Raw genomic sequence first — 17,800 nt, 5'->3', positions numbered from 1 at the left:
TCACACCCCACTTTCCAGTATATTCCTTGTCTGCATACAACTCGAAGTGATGCCCGGAGGGTGTCTGGAAGCGCACGCGACGCCCGCAGCCCCTGAGTTCTCCGGCGGGAATGGTCTCGATCAGGCAGCCGTAGTCGATCAGGTCCTGGGTCAGACGGACCAGGCACTCATCATCGATCACCTTGAAACCCATGAAATCCATGCCCGGCTCATCCGCTTCACGCAGCACCAGGGAAAACTTGTCCACTTCGGTCCAAGCCTTGAGATAGACACGGCCCTGATCGTCACGGTCCATCTCGATCAGGCCCAGCAACTCGACGTAGTGTTCCAAGGCCTTGCTCATGTCCAGTACACGCAGCTGCACATGGCCGGGGCGCATTACACCTTTGTTCATGACGTCACCTTTTCTCTGTTGTCAGGTTTGTTTCCGCCAACGTGGCGAAAGTACTCGATGGTCAAGTCGGTTTGCGGAAACACTTGACAGGCCAGGGCCAGGCCTTCGGCGGCAGCCTTGGCCGGCACGTGACCGCGGCTCATGCGTCCGCTCCGGTAGGCTCCGCTGAGCACCCGCACTCTACAAAGGCCGCAACCGCCGCCGCGACAGCCCACCGGTATGCAGCGCTTGCCCTGGGCTTCCATGGCGCGCAGCACCGACTGGCCCTCCGCACAGCGGAATGACTGGCCGCTTAGCACTTCGCACACCTCGTAGCCGGCGCTGTTCATATTCATCGCAGATACACTAAACATGACGGAAGTATCCCCCAACAGCTCTGGGTGATGCCGGCATAACCCCGAAAATGAGCGTCAGGGACCTCATGTACGTTGCTTCTTCGCATGTCGATTTCTCTTCTTAACCAGACATAAGGGTCAACCGAGGTCTCCCCCTGCCACCGGAAGAGTTATACCGGTGATGTAGGAGGCGGCGTCAGAAGCAAGGAACAGAATAGCCCCGACCTGCTCGTCAATGCTTCCGTAGCGTTTCATAAGGCTGCTGTCGAGGGACTGGTCGACGATCTGCTGGTACCAGACCTTCTCCTGCTCACTCGGCTCGGCGCTATTGCGCGGAATCCGCCGTGGCGGCGCCTCGGTGCCACCCGGTGCGGTGGCGTTGACGCGGATGCCGCGCTCGGCGGTTTCAAAGGCCAGACAGGCGGTCAGGGCGTTGACGCCACCCTTCGCCGCGCCGTAAGGCACGCGATGGATCCCGCGCGTGGCAACGGAGGAAACATTTACGATGGCGCCACTGCCCTGCTCGAGCATTAGCGGCAGCGCGGCGTGGCAGCACCATAGGGTAGGGAACAGTGAACGCCGCACTTCGGCCTCGATCTCGTGTTCCTGGTAATGCTCGAATGGCTTAGCCCAAATGGTGCCGCCAACGTTGTTGATCAGAATGTCCAGACGACCGAAGCGCTCGAGCGCCGCCGCCATCACCCGTTGGCACTCGGCGAACTGCTCAAGGTCGGCGGTCAGGGTCAGCACCTCAGCGACTCCGACCAGTTCGTCGGCCAGCTCATGTATTAGCTCGGAACGGTCGACCAGCAGCAGCCGACCGCCTTCGGCCGCCATCCGTTCGGCCACGCGGCGACCGATGCCCTGGGCAGCGCCGGTGATAACGGCAGTCTTGTCCTGGAAACGTTTGTTCATGAACCACCTCGGTTGTGTAGCCCAGATGCAATTTTGGGAAAGTTCGCAGGAAACATGGGCTCTACTGCACGAATAAAACAGGCCCGCTCACCAAGTAAGCGGACCAAAGGAGCCTCTAGGCGCTGGCGGCGAACTTCTCATAATAGAAATTGGCCGGCTGGATGCCCTGTGCGCGAATGTACTGACTGACCGCCTCGACCATTGGTGGCGGACCGCAAAGGTAGACATCTACCTCACCGCCGTTGAGGTGTTTGGGCTCGATGTACTGGGTCACATAGCCCTTTTGCGGATAGGCGCTGTCCGGGCTGGCGACGCAGGCGCTGTAGCTGAAGTTGGGAATGCGCGCGGCGAATGCCTCTAGCTTGTCCATTTCGACCAGGTCGTGGTCATGGGTGACGCCGTAGATCAGATGGAGCGGGTGCTCGCTGCCCTGCTCGGCGATCTTCTCCAGCATCGCGGTGAACGGCGCTAGGCCGGTACCACCCGCCAGCAACAGCAGCGGCCGCTTGATCTCGCGCAGATAGAACGCGCCCAGCGGTCCAGCCAGACTGACGCTATCGCCGACCTTGGCGAGGCTGGTCAGGAAGCTGCTCATCAGCCCGCCCGGCACGTTGCGGATCAGGAAGCCGACCTCGCCATCCTTTTGCAGCGAGCTGAAGGAATAGGCGCGGGTCTGGTCGCTGCCCGGCACTTGCAGATTGACGTACTGGCCCGGCAGAAACGCCAACTGGTTCAGCGATGCGCTTTTGATAGACAGCGCGATGGTGCTCTCGGACAGCTGACGCACGTTGCTGATCGCTGCCTGATAGCTGGCCTGCTGGGTCTTACAGACGTCCGATGCGGCCGGAACGCGAATCACGCAGTCGCTTTCGGCGCGCATCTGGCAGGTCAGCACGTAGCCCTGCTCGGCTTCGGCTTCGCTCAACGCATCCTCGATGTATTCCTCGCCGAGGTCGTAGCGGCCGCTCTCGGCGAAGCATTTGCAGGCGCCGCATGCACCGTCTCGGCAGTCCATGGGTAAATTGATGCCTTGGCGGTAGGCAGCATCAGCAATAGTCTCGCCAGCATTAGCATCGATGAAACGAGTGACGCCGTCTTCGAAGTTCAGTGCAACCTTGTGTGTCATGGCGGCACCTCAGACGTGGTATACATCGATGAACTGGCGGACGTAGTCGTTCTTCAGCACGACCTTCTTGGCCTTAATCAGCGGGCTCTCGCCGCATGTGTCGAGGGTGCAGAAGTTGGTGCCAAAGAAGTGGTCCACCGTCTTGTACCGGTAATTCAAGGTGTACCAGTTGTAGCGCAGCTTACAGAAGCCGTCGGACTGCTCGAGCAACTCCAGATTGCTGATGTTGTGGCTGGTTCGGGTGTCCGGAATGGTGGCACTGGAGCGCTCGGTCTTGATGCGGAACACCCGATCCTCTAGGCCACCGCGATTGCCGTACCAAATCAGCGAGATCTGGCTCTGCGGGTCTTCGGTCAATTGGTCGCGGTCGTCCCAGGCCGGCATCCAGAAAGTGGCGTCCGGCGCGTACATTTCCAGCCAGCTATCCCACTGCTTGTCGTCGAGGTAGCGTGCTTCGCGGTAAAGGAAATCGCGCACGGCTTCGTAGGAGATAGTCATTTACGCGCCCTCCGCATGGATCAGCCGATCCTGTTCGGCCTTGACGGCCCTGATCATCTGCTGTTGCCAGTACTTGTGCTGCATGACGAACAGGCCCTCGTCCTCGATACGCGGGCCACTCATCAGCGGGTGCAGATCAATCCCCCTAGCAATTTCGTCGGGGCCGTCGATCCAGTGCGTCGCCCCACGGGACATATCGTTCATTCCCCTGCCGGCGAAGCCCTGCTGGCAAGCGCGGAATTCTTCAAGGTCGTCCGGGGTGGCCATGCCGCTGACATTGAAGAAATCCTCGTACTGACGGACGCGGCGGGCACGCGCCTCGGCGCCCTCGCCTTTCGGCGCGATGCAGTAGATGGTGATTTCGGTTCTATCCACCGACAGCGGACGGGTGATACGCAACTGCGAGCCGAACTGGTCCATCAGGTAGAGGTTCGGGTAGAGGCAGAGGTTGCGGGAGATACCGATCATCCAGTCGGCACGGGCTTCACCAACCTCACTGGCTAAGCGATCTCGATCAGCGAACAGCGGACGGTCTGCCGGGTCGGGCCAGCGCGCCCAGATCATCTGATGGCCGTTTTCAAAGGAGTAGAAACCACCGCCACCCTTGCCCCAGCTACTGGCGCTCATGGCGCGAATATCATCGCCCGCTTCTCTTAGCTTGCGCTGCTGCTGGGTGGCGGCGTAATTCCAGTGCACAGTGCTAACGTGGTAGCCGTCGGCCCCGTTCTCGACCTGCACCTTCCAATTGCCTTCGTAAACATAGGTGCTGGAACCGCGCAGCACCTCCAGACCTTCGGGCGATTGGTCGACGACCATGTCGATGACCTTCCTCGACTCGCCGAGGAATTCTTCCAATGGGGCGACGTCCTCGCGCAGGCTGCCGAACAGAAATCCGCGGTAGGAAGCAAAGCGCGCAACTTTCTTCAGGTCGTGCGAGCCGTCACAGTCGAAGCTGTCCGGATAGCCGGCGCCCTTGGGGTCTTTGACCTTGAGCAGCTTGCCCGAATTGCTGAAGGTCCAGCCGTGGAACGAGCAGGTGTGGGTGGCCTTGTTTCCACTCCTAAAGCGACAGAGCGTGGCGCCGCGGTGACTGCAGGCATTGATGAAGGCATTGAGCTCACCATCTTTGTTGCGTGTGATGAATATCGGCTGCCGGCCCATCTGCGTGGTGTAGTAGTCGTTCTTCTCGGGAATCTGGCTCTCGTGGGCGAGATAAATCCAGTTACCCTCAAAGATGTGTTTCATCTCTAAATCGAACAGCCGAGGGTCGGTGAACATCTCGCGCTTGCAGCGGTAGATGCCCTCATTCTCATCTTCTTCAACGAGACTATCAATATAGTCGAGACCCAGGTTCATTTTCGTGCCTCCATTATTATTGTTTCAGTTGCATAAAGCCTAAGAGCTAGGCCTTTCTAGAGATAGCCATTTTTTGCACTCCTGTATCCGCTTCTTGCAAGACTGGACTTATCCCTATCAAACCGGACACTGCAGCCCGTTAAGGAACTGCTGACCAAAATTAACGTGTCGCACCTACAGATACTTCTTGAACGTCGCCGCCGCGATGCACACCGCCACGCCGAGCAGTGCGGCGCTGGGCAGCAGGATCAGCAGCGGGTTCACGCTGACCGGCAGTGCCAGGTAAGTCACCCACGGCAGTACGGCCAGCGGGATCAGGCTGGCCCTGGCGCGGTGATAGATGAACCCCGACTCGCTTCCCGCGCCGAAGCGGCGGATGTCCCGGCGCACCAGGCCGTCCACGAGGCCGACGAAGGCGGCCATCAGGAACAGCGGCAGGGTCAGGCACAGCACCAGCAGCCGCACGAGGAAGACCAGCGTCGTGTAGGCCGCCGCTATCAGGTAGCTCTCCACGTTCACGTAGACCAAGCCGATGTAATAGCGGAAATCCTTGGTCGGGCGGTGGCTGCCGACGCTGGCCTGCGCCGAGGCATCGCGTATCCAGTCCAGCAGGCCGCTTTTCACGAACAGCCAGTCGTAGCCCTGCTCGACCAGCCGGTGCGCGGTGCGCCCCGGCTCCTGCACCAGCGCGCTGCGGGTGAAATGCGTGGAAAGCTGATCCAGCTCGTAGTGCAGCATGCCCTGCGCGTGGCGCCAGCCCTGCTCGGGCCAGAAGAAGTGCATGCCGACGCATTCGATCAGGATGCACAGCAGCAGCGCGCCGCACAGCACGCCGAAGAAGCGGAACGGCAGCGTGACCAGGCCGGCGATCAGGCCTTGCTGTCGTTGCTGCTGGCGTTGGGCCGCGACGGCCGGATCGCTCATGCTTCGGCCTCTTCAGCCGCGGCCATCTGCTTGAAGTCGTCCAGCAGGTCGTCGGGCAGCGCCTTGTCCTGCAGGCCGGGGATGCCTTGGTTCTCCCACCAGTCTCCTGCCTCGACGTAGTGCTGTCGCATGTAGCCGGCCAGCTCCTGCAGATCCTTCGGCATGGCTTCGTCGGGGTCGGGCGCAGGCAGCGGCATGCGGACTTTCCAGAGGTTGCCGCCCTCGGTCAGCGCGAAGCACTGCCCCTTGGGCAGCGCCACCACATGCGCCGGCTCGATCAACGGCACGCTGTTGCTGCTGATGCGGTCCTGGGTGTTGGACGTGAACGCGGTATTGCCGTGCGGATCGGAGCTGTCGGTGGCGCCGCTCATCAGCGCCGTGGCGTACACCTCGACCTTGGGCAGTTGTCGCGTCAGCAGCTCGGCGGTGGCGGTCTCGCGCACGCGCAGCATGAACAGGTTGTTGAAGTTGCCGACCACCTGGCCGGCCTTGGCACGGTTGCCGATGCGCGCCTCGATGTCGCTCAAGGTCTGCGTGTAGGCCGTCACCTGCACGCTGGCACCGCCGCCTTTGTTGACCATCGGAATGAACTCGTCGCCCATGAGTTCATTGAATTCGTCGGCGTGGACGTTGATCGGAATCCTGGCGCCCGCCGCGGCGCCGGGCAGCCCGTCGTCGACGCCGAACTTGTAGATGTGGCCGGCGACCGAGACCAGATCGCTGAACATCGAGTTGCCCACCGCCGCCGCGACTTCGGCGTCGGACAGCGCATCCAGCCCCACGTAGACCACCGCGCGTTTGCGGATGACCTGCATCCAGTCGAAGATCGGCCGCGGGTCGGACAGGTCGGAATAGTTCGGTGCGAGCAGTTGCGCGATCTTGCCGGTGGTGAGCTTCTCCAGCAGCGGCAGCAGCGAAGCGACGATCTTGTCGAAGTAGGTCCGGTCGTAGCGCACGGCGCTGCGCAGGCCGTCGAGCACCGGGTCATAGATGCGCACTTGGGACAGGTACTGTTCGAGGGCCACCACGCGCTTCTCGCGCCCGATCATGTTGCGCGGGATGTTCTTGTCGTTCAGCTTCGCTTCGAGCTGGACGATGACTTCCCAGGCCTTCGGCTCGTTCTTTGCGAAGTAGTGCTGGGCGTACTCGATGAACAGCGCGTCGATGTTGATGACGTGGCGCTGGATCAGCAGGTAGTCCGGCCGCTGCCCCAGCTCGACCAGGGCGCGCGCGATGATGTTGACGAAGCGCCAGGCGAATTCGCGGAACGCGGCGCTGTTGCCTTCGCCGGAGAGCTGCCCGGCGATCCGCGTGGCCACCTCGGAGATCCGCCCGAACCGGCCCACCGCGTTGTAGCGCGCCGAGATGTCCGGCCAGCCCAGATGGAAGACGTAGAACTCGCCTTCGCGCCCGGCGCGCTTGGCCTCGACGTACATGCGCTTCAACAGGTCCGCATCGCCCTTGGGGTCGAAGACGATCACCACCTCGTGCTCGCCGCGGACCTTGCGGCGGATGTCCTGGGTGATGAACAGCTCGGCCAGCCGCGTCTTGCCCACGCGCGTGGTGCCCAGCACCAGGCTGTGGCCGACGCGCTCGCCCAGCGGCAGGGTGACGTCGACCTCGTGCGGCTCGATGCCATGCAGGCGTGGCAGTCCGCCGACCGGCGGCAGTGGTCGCGCCGGGTTGAGCGGGCTGTCCCAGGCCAACGCGCGCGCCAGCGTCGAGACGGGAAACGGCGCGAACTCAAGCCGCTCCTCCAGCCGCCGGGCGGCCCGGTAGATCGCCGTCGGCTCGACGTAGCGGCGGAACTCCGGCCGATAGGTCTGCATCAGCCGGTGCGTGTGCCGCTGTTCCCAGCGAAAGCCCTGGCCGACGAACAGCCGTTGCTGACTCACCGGCACGTCGCGGCTGGTCATCACGTAGCGCGGCAGGCGGCGGATGTTGCGGCGATAGCGCAGGATCGCCCAGGCATCGCGCAGGCGAATCGCGCCGAAGGTCAGGAAGGCCAGCGCCGAGCCCAGGCCGAGCAGCGGGTTCAGCGCGAGCGACCACGGTGCCACCAGGCACAGAATCGCGGCGCCGGTGCAGACCGCCACGGTATAAAGCTCCACCGCTGGCCGCAGCAAGACCTCGACCGCATGCGGTTGGGCCATTTGCGCACCTACTGCTCGACACCGGTGGCCGTGATGAGCACCGGGTAGTGGCGCAGGCCCAGGCGCTGGGCCAGGTCATCGCCGGAGGCCGGCGACAGGATCAGGCCGGGCGCCAGCCTGCGCAGCGCCGTCAGCGCAGCCATCGACTCCACGTTGACCACCAGGCCCACGGCCTGCAGCTCTCGCAGCGCCGCCTGCCGCTGCCGCAGCCAGGCGCGCGAACGCTCGTCGTCGCCGATCAGGAACAGCGCCGTCAGGCCCGGCGCCCGGATGACGCGGCGCTGCACCTCGCCCGGCGACAGTTGCGTCGAGCGCACCGGCAGCATGGCGGCTTCGGCGTCGGCCGTGTTGCCCGCGCGCTGGGCTGGCATCGGGGCCGGCGGCGTGGCCTGGTCCGGCTGGGGATTCAGCGATCGGTAGTACGGCAGCGCAGAGTCGCCGCCGCGGTCTTCGACGACGATCAACGGCGCGGAGGCGGTTTGCGCGAAGACGGTGGTCATGGGCAGCAGCCCGATGGCGGCGATAAAGACGATGTGGTTCATGGCATGGTGGCCTGGAGGGTTGGAACGGGAACGAGGGGGTCGAGCACGCGGGTCAGGTGCCGATGCACACTGCGCCGGTAGCGCGCCGCGGGTGCCCCGCCGGCGGGCCGGTGGTAGCGGCCGATGGCAAGCAGCCAGTCCTCGCCCGGCGTGTGCTGTTCGCGCAGGATTTCCGCAGCGATGGCGAGGTTGCGGTAGGGGTCCAGCAGCTCGCAGGGCTGCGTGTAGCGATGCGTGTGGTAGCCGAGATTGACTTGGCCGAGACCGGCATCGATGCGATTGGCCGGCGTGCGGGCGAGTGCCCGGCGCAGCCCTGCGCAGACCTCGGCGCGGGTGGCGTAGCGCCGTGGCGTGCCGGCGACGTTGAGCGTCCACGGCCAGGGGATCAGGCGCCCGCGCAGCATGGCGCCGCTCTCCTGCAAGGCCACCGCGTACAACACCGCCGCCGGCACATCTGCACGATGCGCCGCCAGTCGATAGGCCGGCGGTGGCACTTCCCGCGCCGGGGCGGCCAATGCCCAGCCGCCGGTGGCGAGCAGCAGCGCGGCGCTGGCGCAGCGGATGGCGACGCGGCATGACCGGCGCTCCCGGCCCGGACTACCTATTGCCGCTGCCATTGACCGTTCACCTCGCGCACCACGGCCGGCAGCTCGCCGGATAGGCCCAGCGAAAGCCAGCGCCCCGCATCGTGGTTGAGCGTGATGGCGCGGGCGCGCACCCTGGCCGGGTCGATGCCCGCCTGGGTGGCCCACTGCCGGATGCGCGCATCGTCCTGGCGGCTGCCGACCATGTAGAGGTCGAATGCCGTGCCTGCCGCCTGCAACTGCTGCACGCGCTGCGCGCACGGTGCGCAGTTGGCCTTGACGAAGACGGCAAGGCGCCCGGAGCCGGTGTTGCCGGCACCCTGCGCCTTGGCGCCGGGCAGGCTCACGCGCGGCTGGCCGGGAAACAGGCGCTGCCACGCCGCGTCGTAGGCCCGCTGGTAGGCCAGCGTCTTGCCGACTCGCCGGGCCTCGGCCTGCACCTGCAACTCGGCGTAGCGGCGGCGTTCCTCGTCCGTGCGCGCTTCGATCCCGAGGGCCGTGAGCGGGTCGAGGTTGGGCGAGTACACACCCAGCGGCCCCTGCATCAATTGGCGGTAACGCGCCCATTCCTCGGGCTGCAATCCCCAATCGCGCGCCAGGCGCTCGTCGAGTGCCGCATCGGTGTTGGGCTGTACCTGGCTGGGCACCACGCGCGCATTCGTCACCGGAGATTGCGCGGAGGCCCCCAGGGAGACGGACAGAAGCACGGCAGCAAGCATCGGCCGCAGGGTCATGGCCCGCCCTCCTACGGCACGGCAAGGCGCTGCACCTGGCCGTCCACGCGGAACACGGCGGCGCGAGCCTCGATGGATTGCAGGTGCCAGCCGCTCTCCGCATCACCCTCGCGCAGTAGCCGGACACTGCCGAGCGAGGTGGCGGCCATGGGTGCGACCGACAGGAAGCGCTCGCCGCCGCGCAGTTCCACGCCGACCACCTGGAACGGTGGAACCGGCAGCGCCGGCTTTGTCACCTCGGGTGCTCGACGGGGGGCGACGGCGGTAGCTTTGCGGGCTTTTTCCAAACGGGTTTCGATCCCGTGCACACGAGCCTGCAAGGTCTGCAGGTCGATGGCGAGGCTGTCCGCAGACTGTGCCGCCTCGACACGCGCGATGCGCTCGTCCAGCGCCCGTTGCGCGGTGGCGAATTCGACCTGCCCGAGCGGCGCAGGCCGGCGCCTGTCCACCTTGGCCTGCTGTTCGAGTTCGGCCAGCCGCAGGCCCAGCGCCTGGACCTGGGCGTCCTGCGCACTGGCCTCGGCCTGTTCGCTGAGACGCGACAGGCCGACGCTGTTGACAGCGGCCAGGGTGCTCGTGAGCAGCAGCCAGACGGTCGCGGCGATCTTGAGCCAGCGTGTGCGGGCGGCGGACTCGGACGGTGCTTGGGGGAAGCTCATCGCGTTGCCTCCACGACAGCATCGACGGCCGCTGCCACCGGATCGACCACGCGGGTGAAGCAGACCTCGCGGCTCAAGTCATCGACCGACAGCGTCCAGGCCGGGCCGGCCAGGGTCAGCAGTGCATCGCGCAACAGCAGCGGGCCAAGGCGTAGATGCGCGGCTGGCAGCGGTAGCGCGTAGAGGGCGTCGGCGTCGATGGCATCGCAGAGCCGGTAGCCCGAGCGCAGCAGGACATGCCGCATGGCGTCGCCCACGTTCGCATCGAGCGTGGGCGGGATGGAGACTTCCACGGTCTGCTGCAGCAGATCGCGCTGGGCAGGCTCCGGCGCCAGTTCGACCAATGTGTAGCGGCCGTAGCGTACGACGGGGATTCGTTTGTCGGTCAGCGATGCCGAGACAGTCGGGGTCGGGGGATAAGGCGACGGGATCGGAGACGAGCTGGCGCAACCGGCCAAGCCGCTTCCGATCAGCAGGATGGTCGCGAAGACGCGGCGCCGGGCGCCGCTGGAGAGCAAGGAAGGTGGCACGCATCGATTCCCAGGAAACCGTGATGCGATACCTTCGCAAGGTAGGCTGGCTACATCTGCAGAAAATGGGAACCAGCGCTGCACCGCATTAGGGGGCAGTGGCATCTGAAGGATTGCTGAGGTCCTTGAGCGTGTCGATGCAGAGATCGTCGGACAATGGCTACTGACTTGAGGCAGCGCATCAGCATGGTGGCCGCCGACTAAAGGAATGATGCAGTCAACAGGCGGCCAAATGCCGCTGGATTTGCTCAAACTCTTTCAAGTTCGTCGACCTCGAACCAGCCTTGTCGGACAATGGCCGTCGCGAGTTCATCTGGACTCTCGGTGTAGGCGACGAGTGCCAAACTTTTCTGCGCCCTCGTGCAGGTGACGTACAGAAGACGGCGTGTGCGATCAATGCCGGTCTCACCGCCTTCAGCCATCCTCTGGTGATCGCCGTCGGACAGCGGTTTGGCGCCGAACAACTTCTCATATGAGAACAGGAACCCCTTGGCTTCGCTGTCGTCAAGCACGACGAGGACGCGTTCGAACTCCAGCCCTTTGACGCCTTGGTGGGTTCCATACGGCCCGTGGACGCTGATGTACTCGATGAAGGGCACGATCTGGTTGTAGGGCGTTTCGAGAAAGGTGCGCCACGCTTGCAGACTCGACGGAGAAGTCTCGACGTCACCCTCATCGGCTTCCTCATCTAGGAGAGAATCTTGCGGGCCTTGACCAGTTCCCGCTTCGGTGGTCACGAACGGGCGCAAGCTGGCCGGGATTTCAAACAACCCGTGGACTGCCACGCATTCGAGAACATCGAGAAACTTTGTGGCTGGATGATCGACGTCGAGCGCTGTCAGCGCCTCGACAGCCTGCCGCGCCGCTCGCAAGGGGGTGTCGGGATCATCGCTAATTGCGAGCGTCGCTCGCCGGAGGAGCGGAGAGGTTCTGCGAAGGTGTGCCATGACACCAAATTTGTCATTGGCGGCCGAGGTCGCGAGCAAAGGAGCGACACGTTCCGTGAAAAACCGGAGCCCGGCCAGGTCACCCTTTCTCAGGCCTGTCGAAAGCCGCGAGTCCTGATCGAGAGCCTGGAACATTGATAGGAATCCGCAGCGTGAGGCGGCCATATGATGTTCAAGCGTCAGGGTCTTGACGGCTGTTTCCCCTTCCTCCCAGCCTTCGTCATCGCAGATTTCCGCCATCCGCCCGCGGATTTGCTGCTCGACCGCGGGTTTGTCCAGCGTGGTGGCCGATGTGATGAACAGTCTGACGATGCCGGCCGCGCTATCGTCCCGAGCCAATTGGCGCTGACCGTCGACTGCAGATCGCAGGGAATTGCCCAACTGGATCACCTGCTGCGGCGACCGATGATTCATTCTCTTGACCGGCTTGGCCCAATCCTCAGGAACATCTCGCCCAAGATCCGGCTTGCCGTCCGCGTAAATTCTCTGCATGGTGTCGCCGAATAATCCTAATGCAAATCGGCCCGTATTCGCCGCTGCCAGTGCGAGGAAGGCGTCCATCAGGACTTTGCTCGTGTCCTGACTCTCGTCGATGAGAAGGAAAGGGAACTTACTGACAAGAACAGCCTGCATCGATGGCTTGGAGACGATGAAGTCCGCGGTGATTTTCAAGACTTCGGAATGTGAGAGCGAGTCGGAGCCGAAGTTGTCTCCATTTGGGTTATAGGTGAAACGACGGGGTGTGTGAAGCCATCCGATGCGCTTGAGAATGGCTGTGATTCCACGCTCGCGATCCAGTGCGGCCTTCGTGCCGGCGCGCCCCTTGACCTGCTTCTCCTGCAACTCGGCAAGATCCCGCGGTAGGTTTGCGAGCAGCCAGGCTTGAATGTCAGCGTGATAGGAGCCGATCTGAGACCAACAAAAGCTGTGAATCGTCGAAATGGGAAAGAGCGGATCTTGACCGACACGCGACGCGATCTCGTCGGCAGCGGCATTTGTGTAGGTGATGACCGCGACCTTCTTGCCGGCACGCCGGAAGCCAGCCCCGTATCTCTCTCGAAAGCTTTGCAGAGCGCTCTTGAGAGAACGTGTCTTTCCTGAGCCGGCGCCGGCGTAGAGGAAGAAGCTCTTCGGCGCCTTGGCGTCCAGGCACGCGCCGATCTCGGCGTCGACAGCGTCGTCAGTATCAGATGAACCGAGTGCTATCACTTCTACAGTCATACGCTTACCGCCGTCGGTTCGTTTTCCGCGATGTCCTTCCCAACGGCGCGCTCGAACCAAGTCAGGCCGTCATGGATGTAGCGAGGCGGGATGACCGCCCTCGCGTCCTCCAGCATCAGGCAGTCAAGCGCGAACGCGGCCTTCTCCGCTGTTTTCAGCAGTTGGAATAGCTCATCCGCCAGTTCATCACCAGACAGGCCGTCCGTGACAATTGCCTTTATCTTGTCGCTTGTCCTTGATCCGGTAATGTTCGCCAGAACCTCGAGATTCTCCAGAATGAGGGCGTCCTCGAAGGTCCGCGGAATGATCTCAACTCCGCTACCGTCACCTGACGGTATCAAGAGTGGCTTCTGGTATGCGACGTAAAGGTCATACCCCTCGCAGCTCGATGACTCATGCTCTTCGGACTTGAGTGCCACAAGCTCGTCGATGAATTCCTTCGATGGGTGCCAGTCCTTGAGGACGGGATTGCCGGTCTTTTGGTCTGCTCCACGCTGGGGCTTCGTCGCCTTCCAGCGGATCGCTTCGGTTCCGGCCTGAGTCTGCACCTTTGTGGCGACGGTCGCATCGAGATCGGCGATGATCAGCGTCGTCAGCCCAAGTCCGTCGACAAGCCTCTTGAAACTGTGGGCGTGACTGCCGCCCAGATCAAGCAGGCTGATATAGCGGCGGGATAGCGAGTCGAAGTGATGCCGGATGAAATGGGGAACCAGAATGCGTTCAGCCTGGCCTTCGACGAATATGATGCCGTCGGCGAAAAACAGATCACAGTGCGTTGCTTTCAGATAGCGCTTGGCGAATCGCTGAGTTTCGTCCCCTTCACCGAAGATATATGACAGGTTGGCGACGGTCGTAGTCGGCGTCTCACCAGATGAAGTCGCCGGAAGTCTGCGGAAGTAACGCAGATTTGCGAAGTCAGCCTCATGCGCCACATGGCTCGAATGAGTGCTGACGACCAATTGCGTCGAGAACGTTGTGCTGTCGCCAAGTTCATCGTGCTTGCGCAGAAGCTTATAGGCCTTCTTAATGAAGACCTGCTGGACCTGCGCGTGAAGATGTGCCTCCGGCTCCTCCACCAGAACCAAGTGCAGCGGTTGGATCTGCGTTTGTGCCCCAGGGTCGGTGTCCGCCGAAGCCTTTCCCACCCGAATCCACTCGTCACGATAGCCCATCAGCATGAAAACCATGGCGATGAGGTTCTGATAACCGAGACCGGAATAGTCTTCCGGAAGTTGGAGGGGCTTTAATCCTTCTCCAGCAAGGTCCGTCACCTGATACTGCACCGCGGAGCCATGCTTCAGCCCGTCAGTCGCCCGCAGTTGTGTGGTGATTTTCAGTTTTGGATTGCTGATTCCGGGATAGCCAAGATCCTCAAGTTCCTCGAAGGCAGCGGCGAAACCAACCTCGAGGCGCTTATCGAAATTCTGCTCAGCAGTCTGGATTGCGTCGAGAGCCTCATAGTCCTCTGCGGATGCGATTTCGCAGGATCGAGGTGACGATCATAGTAAGAGCGTAGTTGGTCCGAAAGACGGCGCTTATACCGGCGTGTCGACATATCCTGGGAGTCCTCGCCTGTCGGAGCCCGCTCACCAGCATCGGCGAAGTCACGCCGGGCCGCGATTTCGTCAATTTTGATCAGGTGCTTGAAAGGATTCTTCTCCAGCGGAAGCATGTTCTCCGGTAATGTTTGCGGCGTCGCCAATCCTTTCACTGGGGGGGTGTGGGCGGCAGGATCAAGGGCGAAAGCCTCAAGTGCGATGTAGGTTCGCAGGCGTCGTTCGAGGAATTCGGTGAGACAGGTGGGCCAGACTTGAATGTTTCCTACTTGACCTCCCGGGGCTTTCGCGCCCGCTTCGAGAGCGGCGCTGCGCTGTGCGACGTAGTCGGCTTTGAGCTTCGCGATCAGCTCGACTTGGTATTTCAGCCTAACGCCGAGCAGACCACCATTCCAGTCCAAGGTTGGAAGGATATGAACGACATGCTGGATTTCGGAGAGAGGGACATCGAGCCAGACGTCGAGGCTGGGTAGCAGATCATTGAGATTGACCTCCCCAGCTGCGCCGTTTTCCCAGGCATCTCCAATCGCGTCGATCGTCGGCCAATTGGCGATCGTAATGTCGCGCAGGGCTAGTCGGTTGGGAGAAACAAGGAAATATCGAAGAGCAACCATCGCGGATGTCTTACCGCTGTTGTTCGCGCCAACGAATATTGTTGTTTCCTTGTCGAAGTCGAGGTGCGTCGACTTCAGTCTGCGAAAATTCGATATTTCGACGAACTTGATCTTCATTAGCGCGCCCTCCCAGCTGAGCTGACGCATTTGTACTGCGCCTGATGTTCCAACGCCACGTAGCTACTGGATGTGAGTATATCGAAGGAATGTGCGGAGGCTCACATGGAGCACGGGCGAATCATGTCGGAGAGAGTCACGCCAGACACCATCTACTCAGCAAGCGTCGATCGCGATGAAGAACGCGGCCCCCGAAGGGGCCGCCAAAGATCAAGCAAAGCTCAGCGCACCAGCTGCCGCGCCAGCGCCACCTCCACCGAGTCGCCATCCTGGTTCAGGACATCCAGTCCGGATTCGGGCACGTCGCCCGAGGTGGATTGCGACACCATGATCTTCCTGGCCATCAACCCCAGGCAGGTCATCTGCGAGGAGTTGGCGTAGCCGAGGTAGACCACACGCACCGGCTGCTTCTGGCCGATGCGCCAGGAGCGCCGGGCGGCCTGCTGCAACGAATACACGTTGTAGCCCGACTGGAGGAATACGATGGTCGGGAACTCCAGCAGGTCCAGGCCGGTTTTCACCAGCTCGGGATTGGTGATGAGCACGTCGATGCCACGGTCCAACTGCTCGGCGATCCAGTCCTCGCGGCGGGAAGCATCCACGCTCGCGCGCAGTACCGCCACCTTGAAGCCTTCCTGCTCCAGCAGCACCTTCAGGCGCGACGTGGTGTCGCGCGTGCCGGTGTAGACCGAATAGACCAGGGTCTTGCGACCTTCTGCCTTCTCTTGCTTGCAGATCTCGATCAGCTCGCGCTCCTTGGGCATCACCTCCAGCTCGTTGAACTGAGCCGGAACGAACGCCAAGGTGTTGCGCGTGCGCGGATGCACCACTGTCTCCGACCGGAAGCAGCAGTCCGGCCAGGCCAGCAGCACGTTGAGGACTACACCGAGCAGCGTCGTGTCGCGCTTCGCCAGGGCCTGCTTCAGCTCCTGGGTCAGCCGACCCGCCAGATCGCGGTAGGCCGCGGCTTGCGCCGTGTCCATCGCGACTTCGCGGAACTCCTCGTCGTAGGGCGGCAGCACGTTGCCACCGATGTCCTTCAGCTTGAGGAAGACTGTGAACGGCAGGACGCAACGCAGCACGCCCTTGGGACCGAAGCCCGGCGCCTTGACCGTGCGCACCGATACCTTGGTGCCCTTGGCCGTCTTGTGCGCCGTGCCCGTGCTCTCGGAATAGATATCCTTGAGCACGCCGTGATCGCGCATGAACGCCATCGCGGCCGAGGTCATGCTGCCGTTCTTCGTCGGCCGGTAGCCGTCTTCGATCATCCGCCCTGGCAGGGCTCGGAACAGCAGGTGGAACAGGTCGTCGCCGTAGCCGCCCATCAGTGTGCCGGTGAGCAGCAGCGTCTTGCGCGCCTTGGCCGCCAACACCCCCATTGCCTGGCCCTGAGCGGAGCCGCCGTTCTTGTACTCGTGCGCCTCGTCGGCGATGAGCAGGTCGAACGTGCCTTGGGGAAGCTGCCTCTTGATGAACTCGGACGGCTGGTAGCCGCCCTCGCCGAAGCCGAACTCCATGTTGGCCATCGCGCGTTCCATCCGGTGGGCTTGCCGATCCGAGAAGACCAACTCGCCGCGGTCGTCCATCAGGTTGATGAACTCGTGGATGTTGTCCCCGAGCATCGCCGCGAGGAAGGCGTCACCGAACTTCTGCATCAGCTTCTGCGCGGTGATTTCGCCAATGGTTGGAATACGCTTCAGTGCCTTGAGCACGGTCGAGGACTGGTCGCTGGCGGACAGGCCTCTGGGACGGATCAACGTCCACAGCGGTGAGGTGCAGTGGCTGCATTTGCGGCGGGACTCTTCCGCTTCGAGATCGATGGTGTTGACAGGCTCGCCGTCCAGGTCGGTGATGACATGCCCGCAACCCGGGCAGGCCCCCACGTCGCCGTGAGGCGCGCGCCGCCGAACGAAGACAGGCTTCCAGTGGAACCCCATCCGCATCCGCACGCGGCCCAGGACGAAGAACTCCTGGCCCTGCGCCGGCACGCCCAACTGCTCGCGTAGTTTCAGCAGCTTGACCAGCGTGTCCGGGCCGTTGAGCACCCAGACCTTGGCACCGGCCACCGTCTCCTGGATCTCGCGCCGCCACTTGTAGACTAGGTGGGGTGGCGAGAGCACCAGGGTACGGCGGTAGCCTTCGGCGTTGAGCACGGCGGCAGTGGCAATACCCACTGTCGTCTTGCCGCAGCCCATCTCGCCATTGACGATCGCGGCACGTTCGCCGCGATCGACCAACAGCTCGGTGACGGTGTGGACCACATCGGCTTGCGCCGGGAACAGCTTGCGCTTCAGCGCGGCGAGGATCAGTTGCCGATGCACCCGCACCTGGCCGGTGTAGACCGGAGGATTGGCGCGGTTGAGCGAGTCGAGCAGCTCGTCGCCGAACTCGGACACGAAGTCCTGCAGGCTGAGCGTGAGGGGTGAAGCGGCCGCTTCGAGCAGGTCGCCCTGCACAGCGGTTTCGGGAACGGTTTCGAGATCGAGGGACATGGTGATGCTCCAGAGCAATGGGGCATGCACCTCCCCCACGGGGCGGTGACATGCCCCTGGGTGGGAAGAAAGATGCGGCAAAGAAACGTGTAGGTGCCGCTGG

The 17,800-nt window shown here is 62.8% G+C and carries 17 protein-coding genes; all 17 read right to left on the bottom strand.

Going from position 1 to position 17,800, the window contains the following annotated elements; translation table 11 throughout:
• Positions 1-394, bottom strand: a 394-nt coding sequence (locus tag DBO86_RS03700; protein ID WP_208630346.1) for a VOC family protein, incomplete at its 3' end; no start/stop codon positions are given.
• Entirely contained in the window at positions 391-723 is a 333-nt protein-coding gene (locus DBO86_RS03695) for a 2Fe-2S iron-sulfur cluster binding domain-containing protein (protein ID WP_059390776.1), read from the bottom strand. The genes DBO86_RS03700 and DBO86_RS03695, both read right to left, overlap by 4 nt.
• 144 nt (positions 724-867) lie before the next feature.
• Complete coding sequence (locus DBO86_RS03690) at positions 868-1,644, bottom strand: 1,6-dihydroxycyclohexa-2,4-diene-1-carboxylate dehydrogenase (RefSeq protein ID WP_108233004.1); 777 nt, start codon at positions 1,642-1,644, stop codon at positions 868-870.
• Between the two features lie 115 nt (positions 1,645-1,759).
• Positions 1,760-2,770 carry a benzoate 1,2-dioxygenase electron transfer component BenC gene (gene benC / locus DBO86_RS03685; protein WP_003452496.1) on the bottom strand — a complete coding sequence of 337 codons (1,011 nt, stop codon included), beginning with the start codon at positions 2,768-2,770 and terminating at the stop codon, positions 1,760-1,762.
• Positions 2,771-2,779: 9 nt separating this feature from the next.
• On the bottom strand, positions 2,780-3,268 hold the full coding sequence (gene benB, locus DBO86_RS03680) for a benzoate 1,2-dioxygenase small subunit (protein ID WP_003452498.1): 489 nt from the start codon (positions 3,266-3,268) through the stop codon (positions 2,780-2,782).
• Positions 3,269-4,624 (bottom strand): benzoate 1,2-dioxygenase large subunit, encoded by a 1,356-nt coding sequence (benA, locus tag DBO86_RS03675; RefSeq protein WP_011600771.1) that lies wholly within the window; start codon positions 4,622-4,624, stop codon positions 3,269-3,271. It abuts the gene before it with no gap.
• Between the two features lie 174 nt (positions 4,625-4,798).
• Positions 4,799-5,548, bottom strand: coding sequence for a TIGR03747 family integrating conjugative element membrane protein (locus DBO86_RS03670; RefSeq protein ID WP_108233003.1), 750 nt, complete (start codon positions 5,546-5,548; stop codon positions 4,799-4,801).
• On the bottom strand, positions 5,545-7,701 hold the full coding sequence (traD, locus tag DBO86_RS03665) for a type IV conjugative transfer system coupling protein TraD (RefSeq protein WP_108233002.1): 2,157 nt from the start codon (positions 7,699-7,701) through the stop codon (positions 5,545-5,547). The genes DBO86_RS03670 and traD overlap by 4 nt, the downstream gene beginning before the upstream one ends.
• A gap of 8 nt (positions 7,702-7,709) precedes the next feature.
• On the bottom strand, positions 7,710-8,243 hold the full coding sequence (locus DBO86_RS03660; protein ID WP_108233001.1) for an integrating conjugative element protein: 534 nt from the start codon (positions 8,241-8,243) through the stop codon (positions 7,710-7,712).
• Positions 8,240-8,860: a lysozyme family protein gene (locus DBO86_RS03655; protein ID WP_020192835.1), complete on the bottom strand. Its 621-nt coding sequence runs from the start codon at positions 8,858-8,860 to the stop codon at positions 8,240-8,242. The genes DBO86_RS03660 and DBO86_RS03655 overlap by 4 nt, the downstream gene beginning before the upstream one ends.
• Entirely contained in the window at positions 8,845-9,561 is a 717-nt protein-coding gene (locus DBO86_RS03650; RefSeq protein ID WP_108233000.1) for a TIGR03759 family integrating conjugative element protein, read from the bottom strand. Before DBO86_RS03650 ends, DBO86_RS03655 begins: the two co-directional genes overlap by 16 nt.
• An 11-nt stretch (positions 9,562-9,572) precedes the next feature.
• The gene (locus DBO86_RS03645) at positions 9,573-10,220 is read right to left on the bottom strand and encodes a hypothetical protein (protein WP_003452511.1); all 648 of its coding nucleotides are present in this window, start codon (positions 10,218-10,220) and stop codon (positions 9,573-9,575) included.
• Complete coding sequence (pilL2, locus tag DBO86_RS03640; protein WP_244185506.1) at positions 10,217-10,750, bottom strand: PFGI-1 class ICE element type IV pilus protein PilL2; 534 nt, start codon at positions 10,748-10,750, stop codon at positions 10,217-10,219. Before pilL2 ends, DBO86_RS03645 begins: the two co-directional genes overlap by 4 nt.
• 248 nt (positions 10,751-10,998) lie before the next feature.
• Positions 10,999-12,918 carry a UvrD-helicase domain-containing protein gene (locus tag DBO86_RS03635; RefSeq protein ID WP_108232998.1) on the bottom strand — a complete coding sequence of 640 codons (1,920 nt, stop codon included), beginning with the start codon at positions 12,916-12,918 and terminating at the stop codon, positions 10,999-11,001.
• Positions 12,915-14,360 carry an ATP-dependent nuclease gene (locus DBO86_RS26440; RefSeq protein WP_244185507.1) on the bottom strand — a complete coding sequence of 482 codons (1,446 nt, stop codon included), beginning with the start codon at positions 14,358-14,360 and terminating at the stop codon, positions 12,915-12,917. The genes DBO86_RS03635 and DBO86_RS26440 overlap by 4 nt, the downstream gene beginning before the upstream one ends.
• Positions 14,252-15,205 (bottom strand): AAA family ATPase, encoded by a 954-nt coding sequence (locus DBO86_RS26435; protein WP_244185505.1) that lies wholly within the window; start codon positions 15,203-15,205, stop codon positions 14,252-14,254. Before DBO86_RS26435 ends, DBO86_RS26440 begins: the two co-directional genes overlap by 109 nt.
• A gap of 221 nt (positions 15,206-15,426) precedes the next feature.
• Positions 15,427-17,697, bottom strand: coding sequence for a helicase-related protein (locus tag DBO86_RS03625; RefSeq protein WP_167399094.1), 2,271 nt, complete (start codon positions 17,695-17,697; stop codon positions 15,427-15,429).
• Positions 17,698-17,800 lie beyond the last annotated feature (103 nt).

Origin of the sequence: Ectopseudomonas oleovorans (genome assembly GCF_003052605.1) — a bacterium.
GTDB classification, from domain to species: domain Bacteria; phylum Pseudomonadota; class Gammaproteobacteria; order Pseudomonadales; family Pseudomonadaceae; genus Aquipseudomonas; species Aquipseudomonas oleovorans_A.
Note: the sequence above shows the minus strand (reverse complement) of the source record. Positions and strands in the feature narration are given on the sequence as shown.

Bases quoted from the DNA above. Each gene is read 5' to 3' on its own strand.
- DBO86_RS03695 (WP_059390776.1), bottom strand. From the start codon at position 723: ATGAACAGCGCCGGCTACGAGGTGTGCGAAGTGCTAAGCGGCCAGTCA.
- DBO86_RS03690 (WP_108233004.1), bottom strand. From the start codon at position 1,644: ATGAACAAACGTTTCCAGGACAAGACTGCCGTTATCACCGGCGCTGCC.
- benC (WP_003452496.1), bottom strand. From the start codon at position 2,770: ATGACACACAAGGTTGCACTGAACTTCGAAGACGGCGTCACTCGTTTC.
- benB (WP_003452498.1), bottom strand. From the start codon at position 3,268: ATGACTATCTCCTACGAAGCCGTGCGCGATTTCCTTTACCGCGAAGCA.
- benA (WP_011600771.1), bottom strand. From the start codon at position 4,624: ATGAACCTGGGTCTCGACTATATTGATAGTCTCGTTGAAGAAGATGAG.
- DBO86_RS03670 (WP_108233003.1), bottom strand. From the start codon at position 5,548: ATGAGCGATCCGGCCGTCGCGGCCCAACGCCAGCAGCAACGACAGCAA.
- traD (WP_108233002.1), bottom strand. From the start codon at position 7,701: ATGGCCCAACCGCATGCGGTCGAGGTCTTGCTGCGGCCAGCGGTGGAG.
- DBO86_RS03660 (WP_108233001.1), bottom strand. From the start codon at position 8,243: ATGAACCACATCGTCTTTATCGCCGCCATCGGGCTGCTGCCCATGACC.
- DBO86_RS03655 (WP_020192835.1), bottom strand. From the start codon at position 8,860: ATGGCAGCGGCAATAGGTAGTCCGGGCCGGGAGCGCCGGTCATGCCGC.
- DBO86_RS03650 (WP_108233000.1), bottom strand. From the start codon at position 9,561: ATGACCCTGCGGCCGATGCTTGCTGCCGTGCTTCTGTCCGTCTCCCTG.
- DBO86_RS03645 (WP_003452511.1), bottom strand. From the start codon at position 10,220: ATGAGCTTCCCCCAAGCACCGTCCGAGTCCGCCGCCCGCACACGCTGG.
- DBO86_RS03635 (WP_108232998.1), bottom strand. From the start codon at position 12,918: ATGACTGTAGAAGTGATAGCACTCGGTTCATCTGATACTGACGACGCT.
- DBO86_RS26435 (WP_244185505.1), bottom strand. From the start codon at position 15,205: ATGAAGATCAAGTTCGTCGAAATATCGAATTTTCGCAGACTGAAGTCG.
- DBO86_RS03625 (WP_167399094.1), bottom strand. From the start codon at position 17,697: ATGTCCCTCGATCTCGAAACCGTTCCCGAAACCGCTGTGCAGGGCGAC.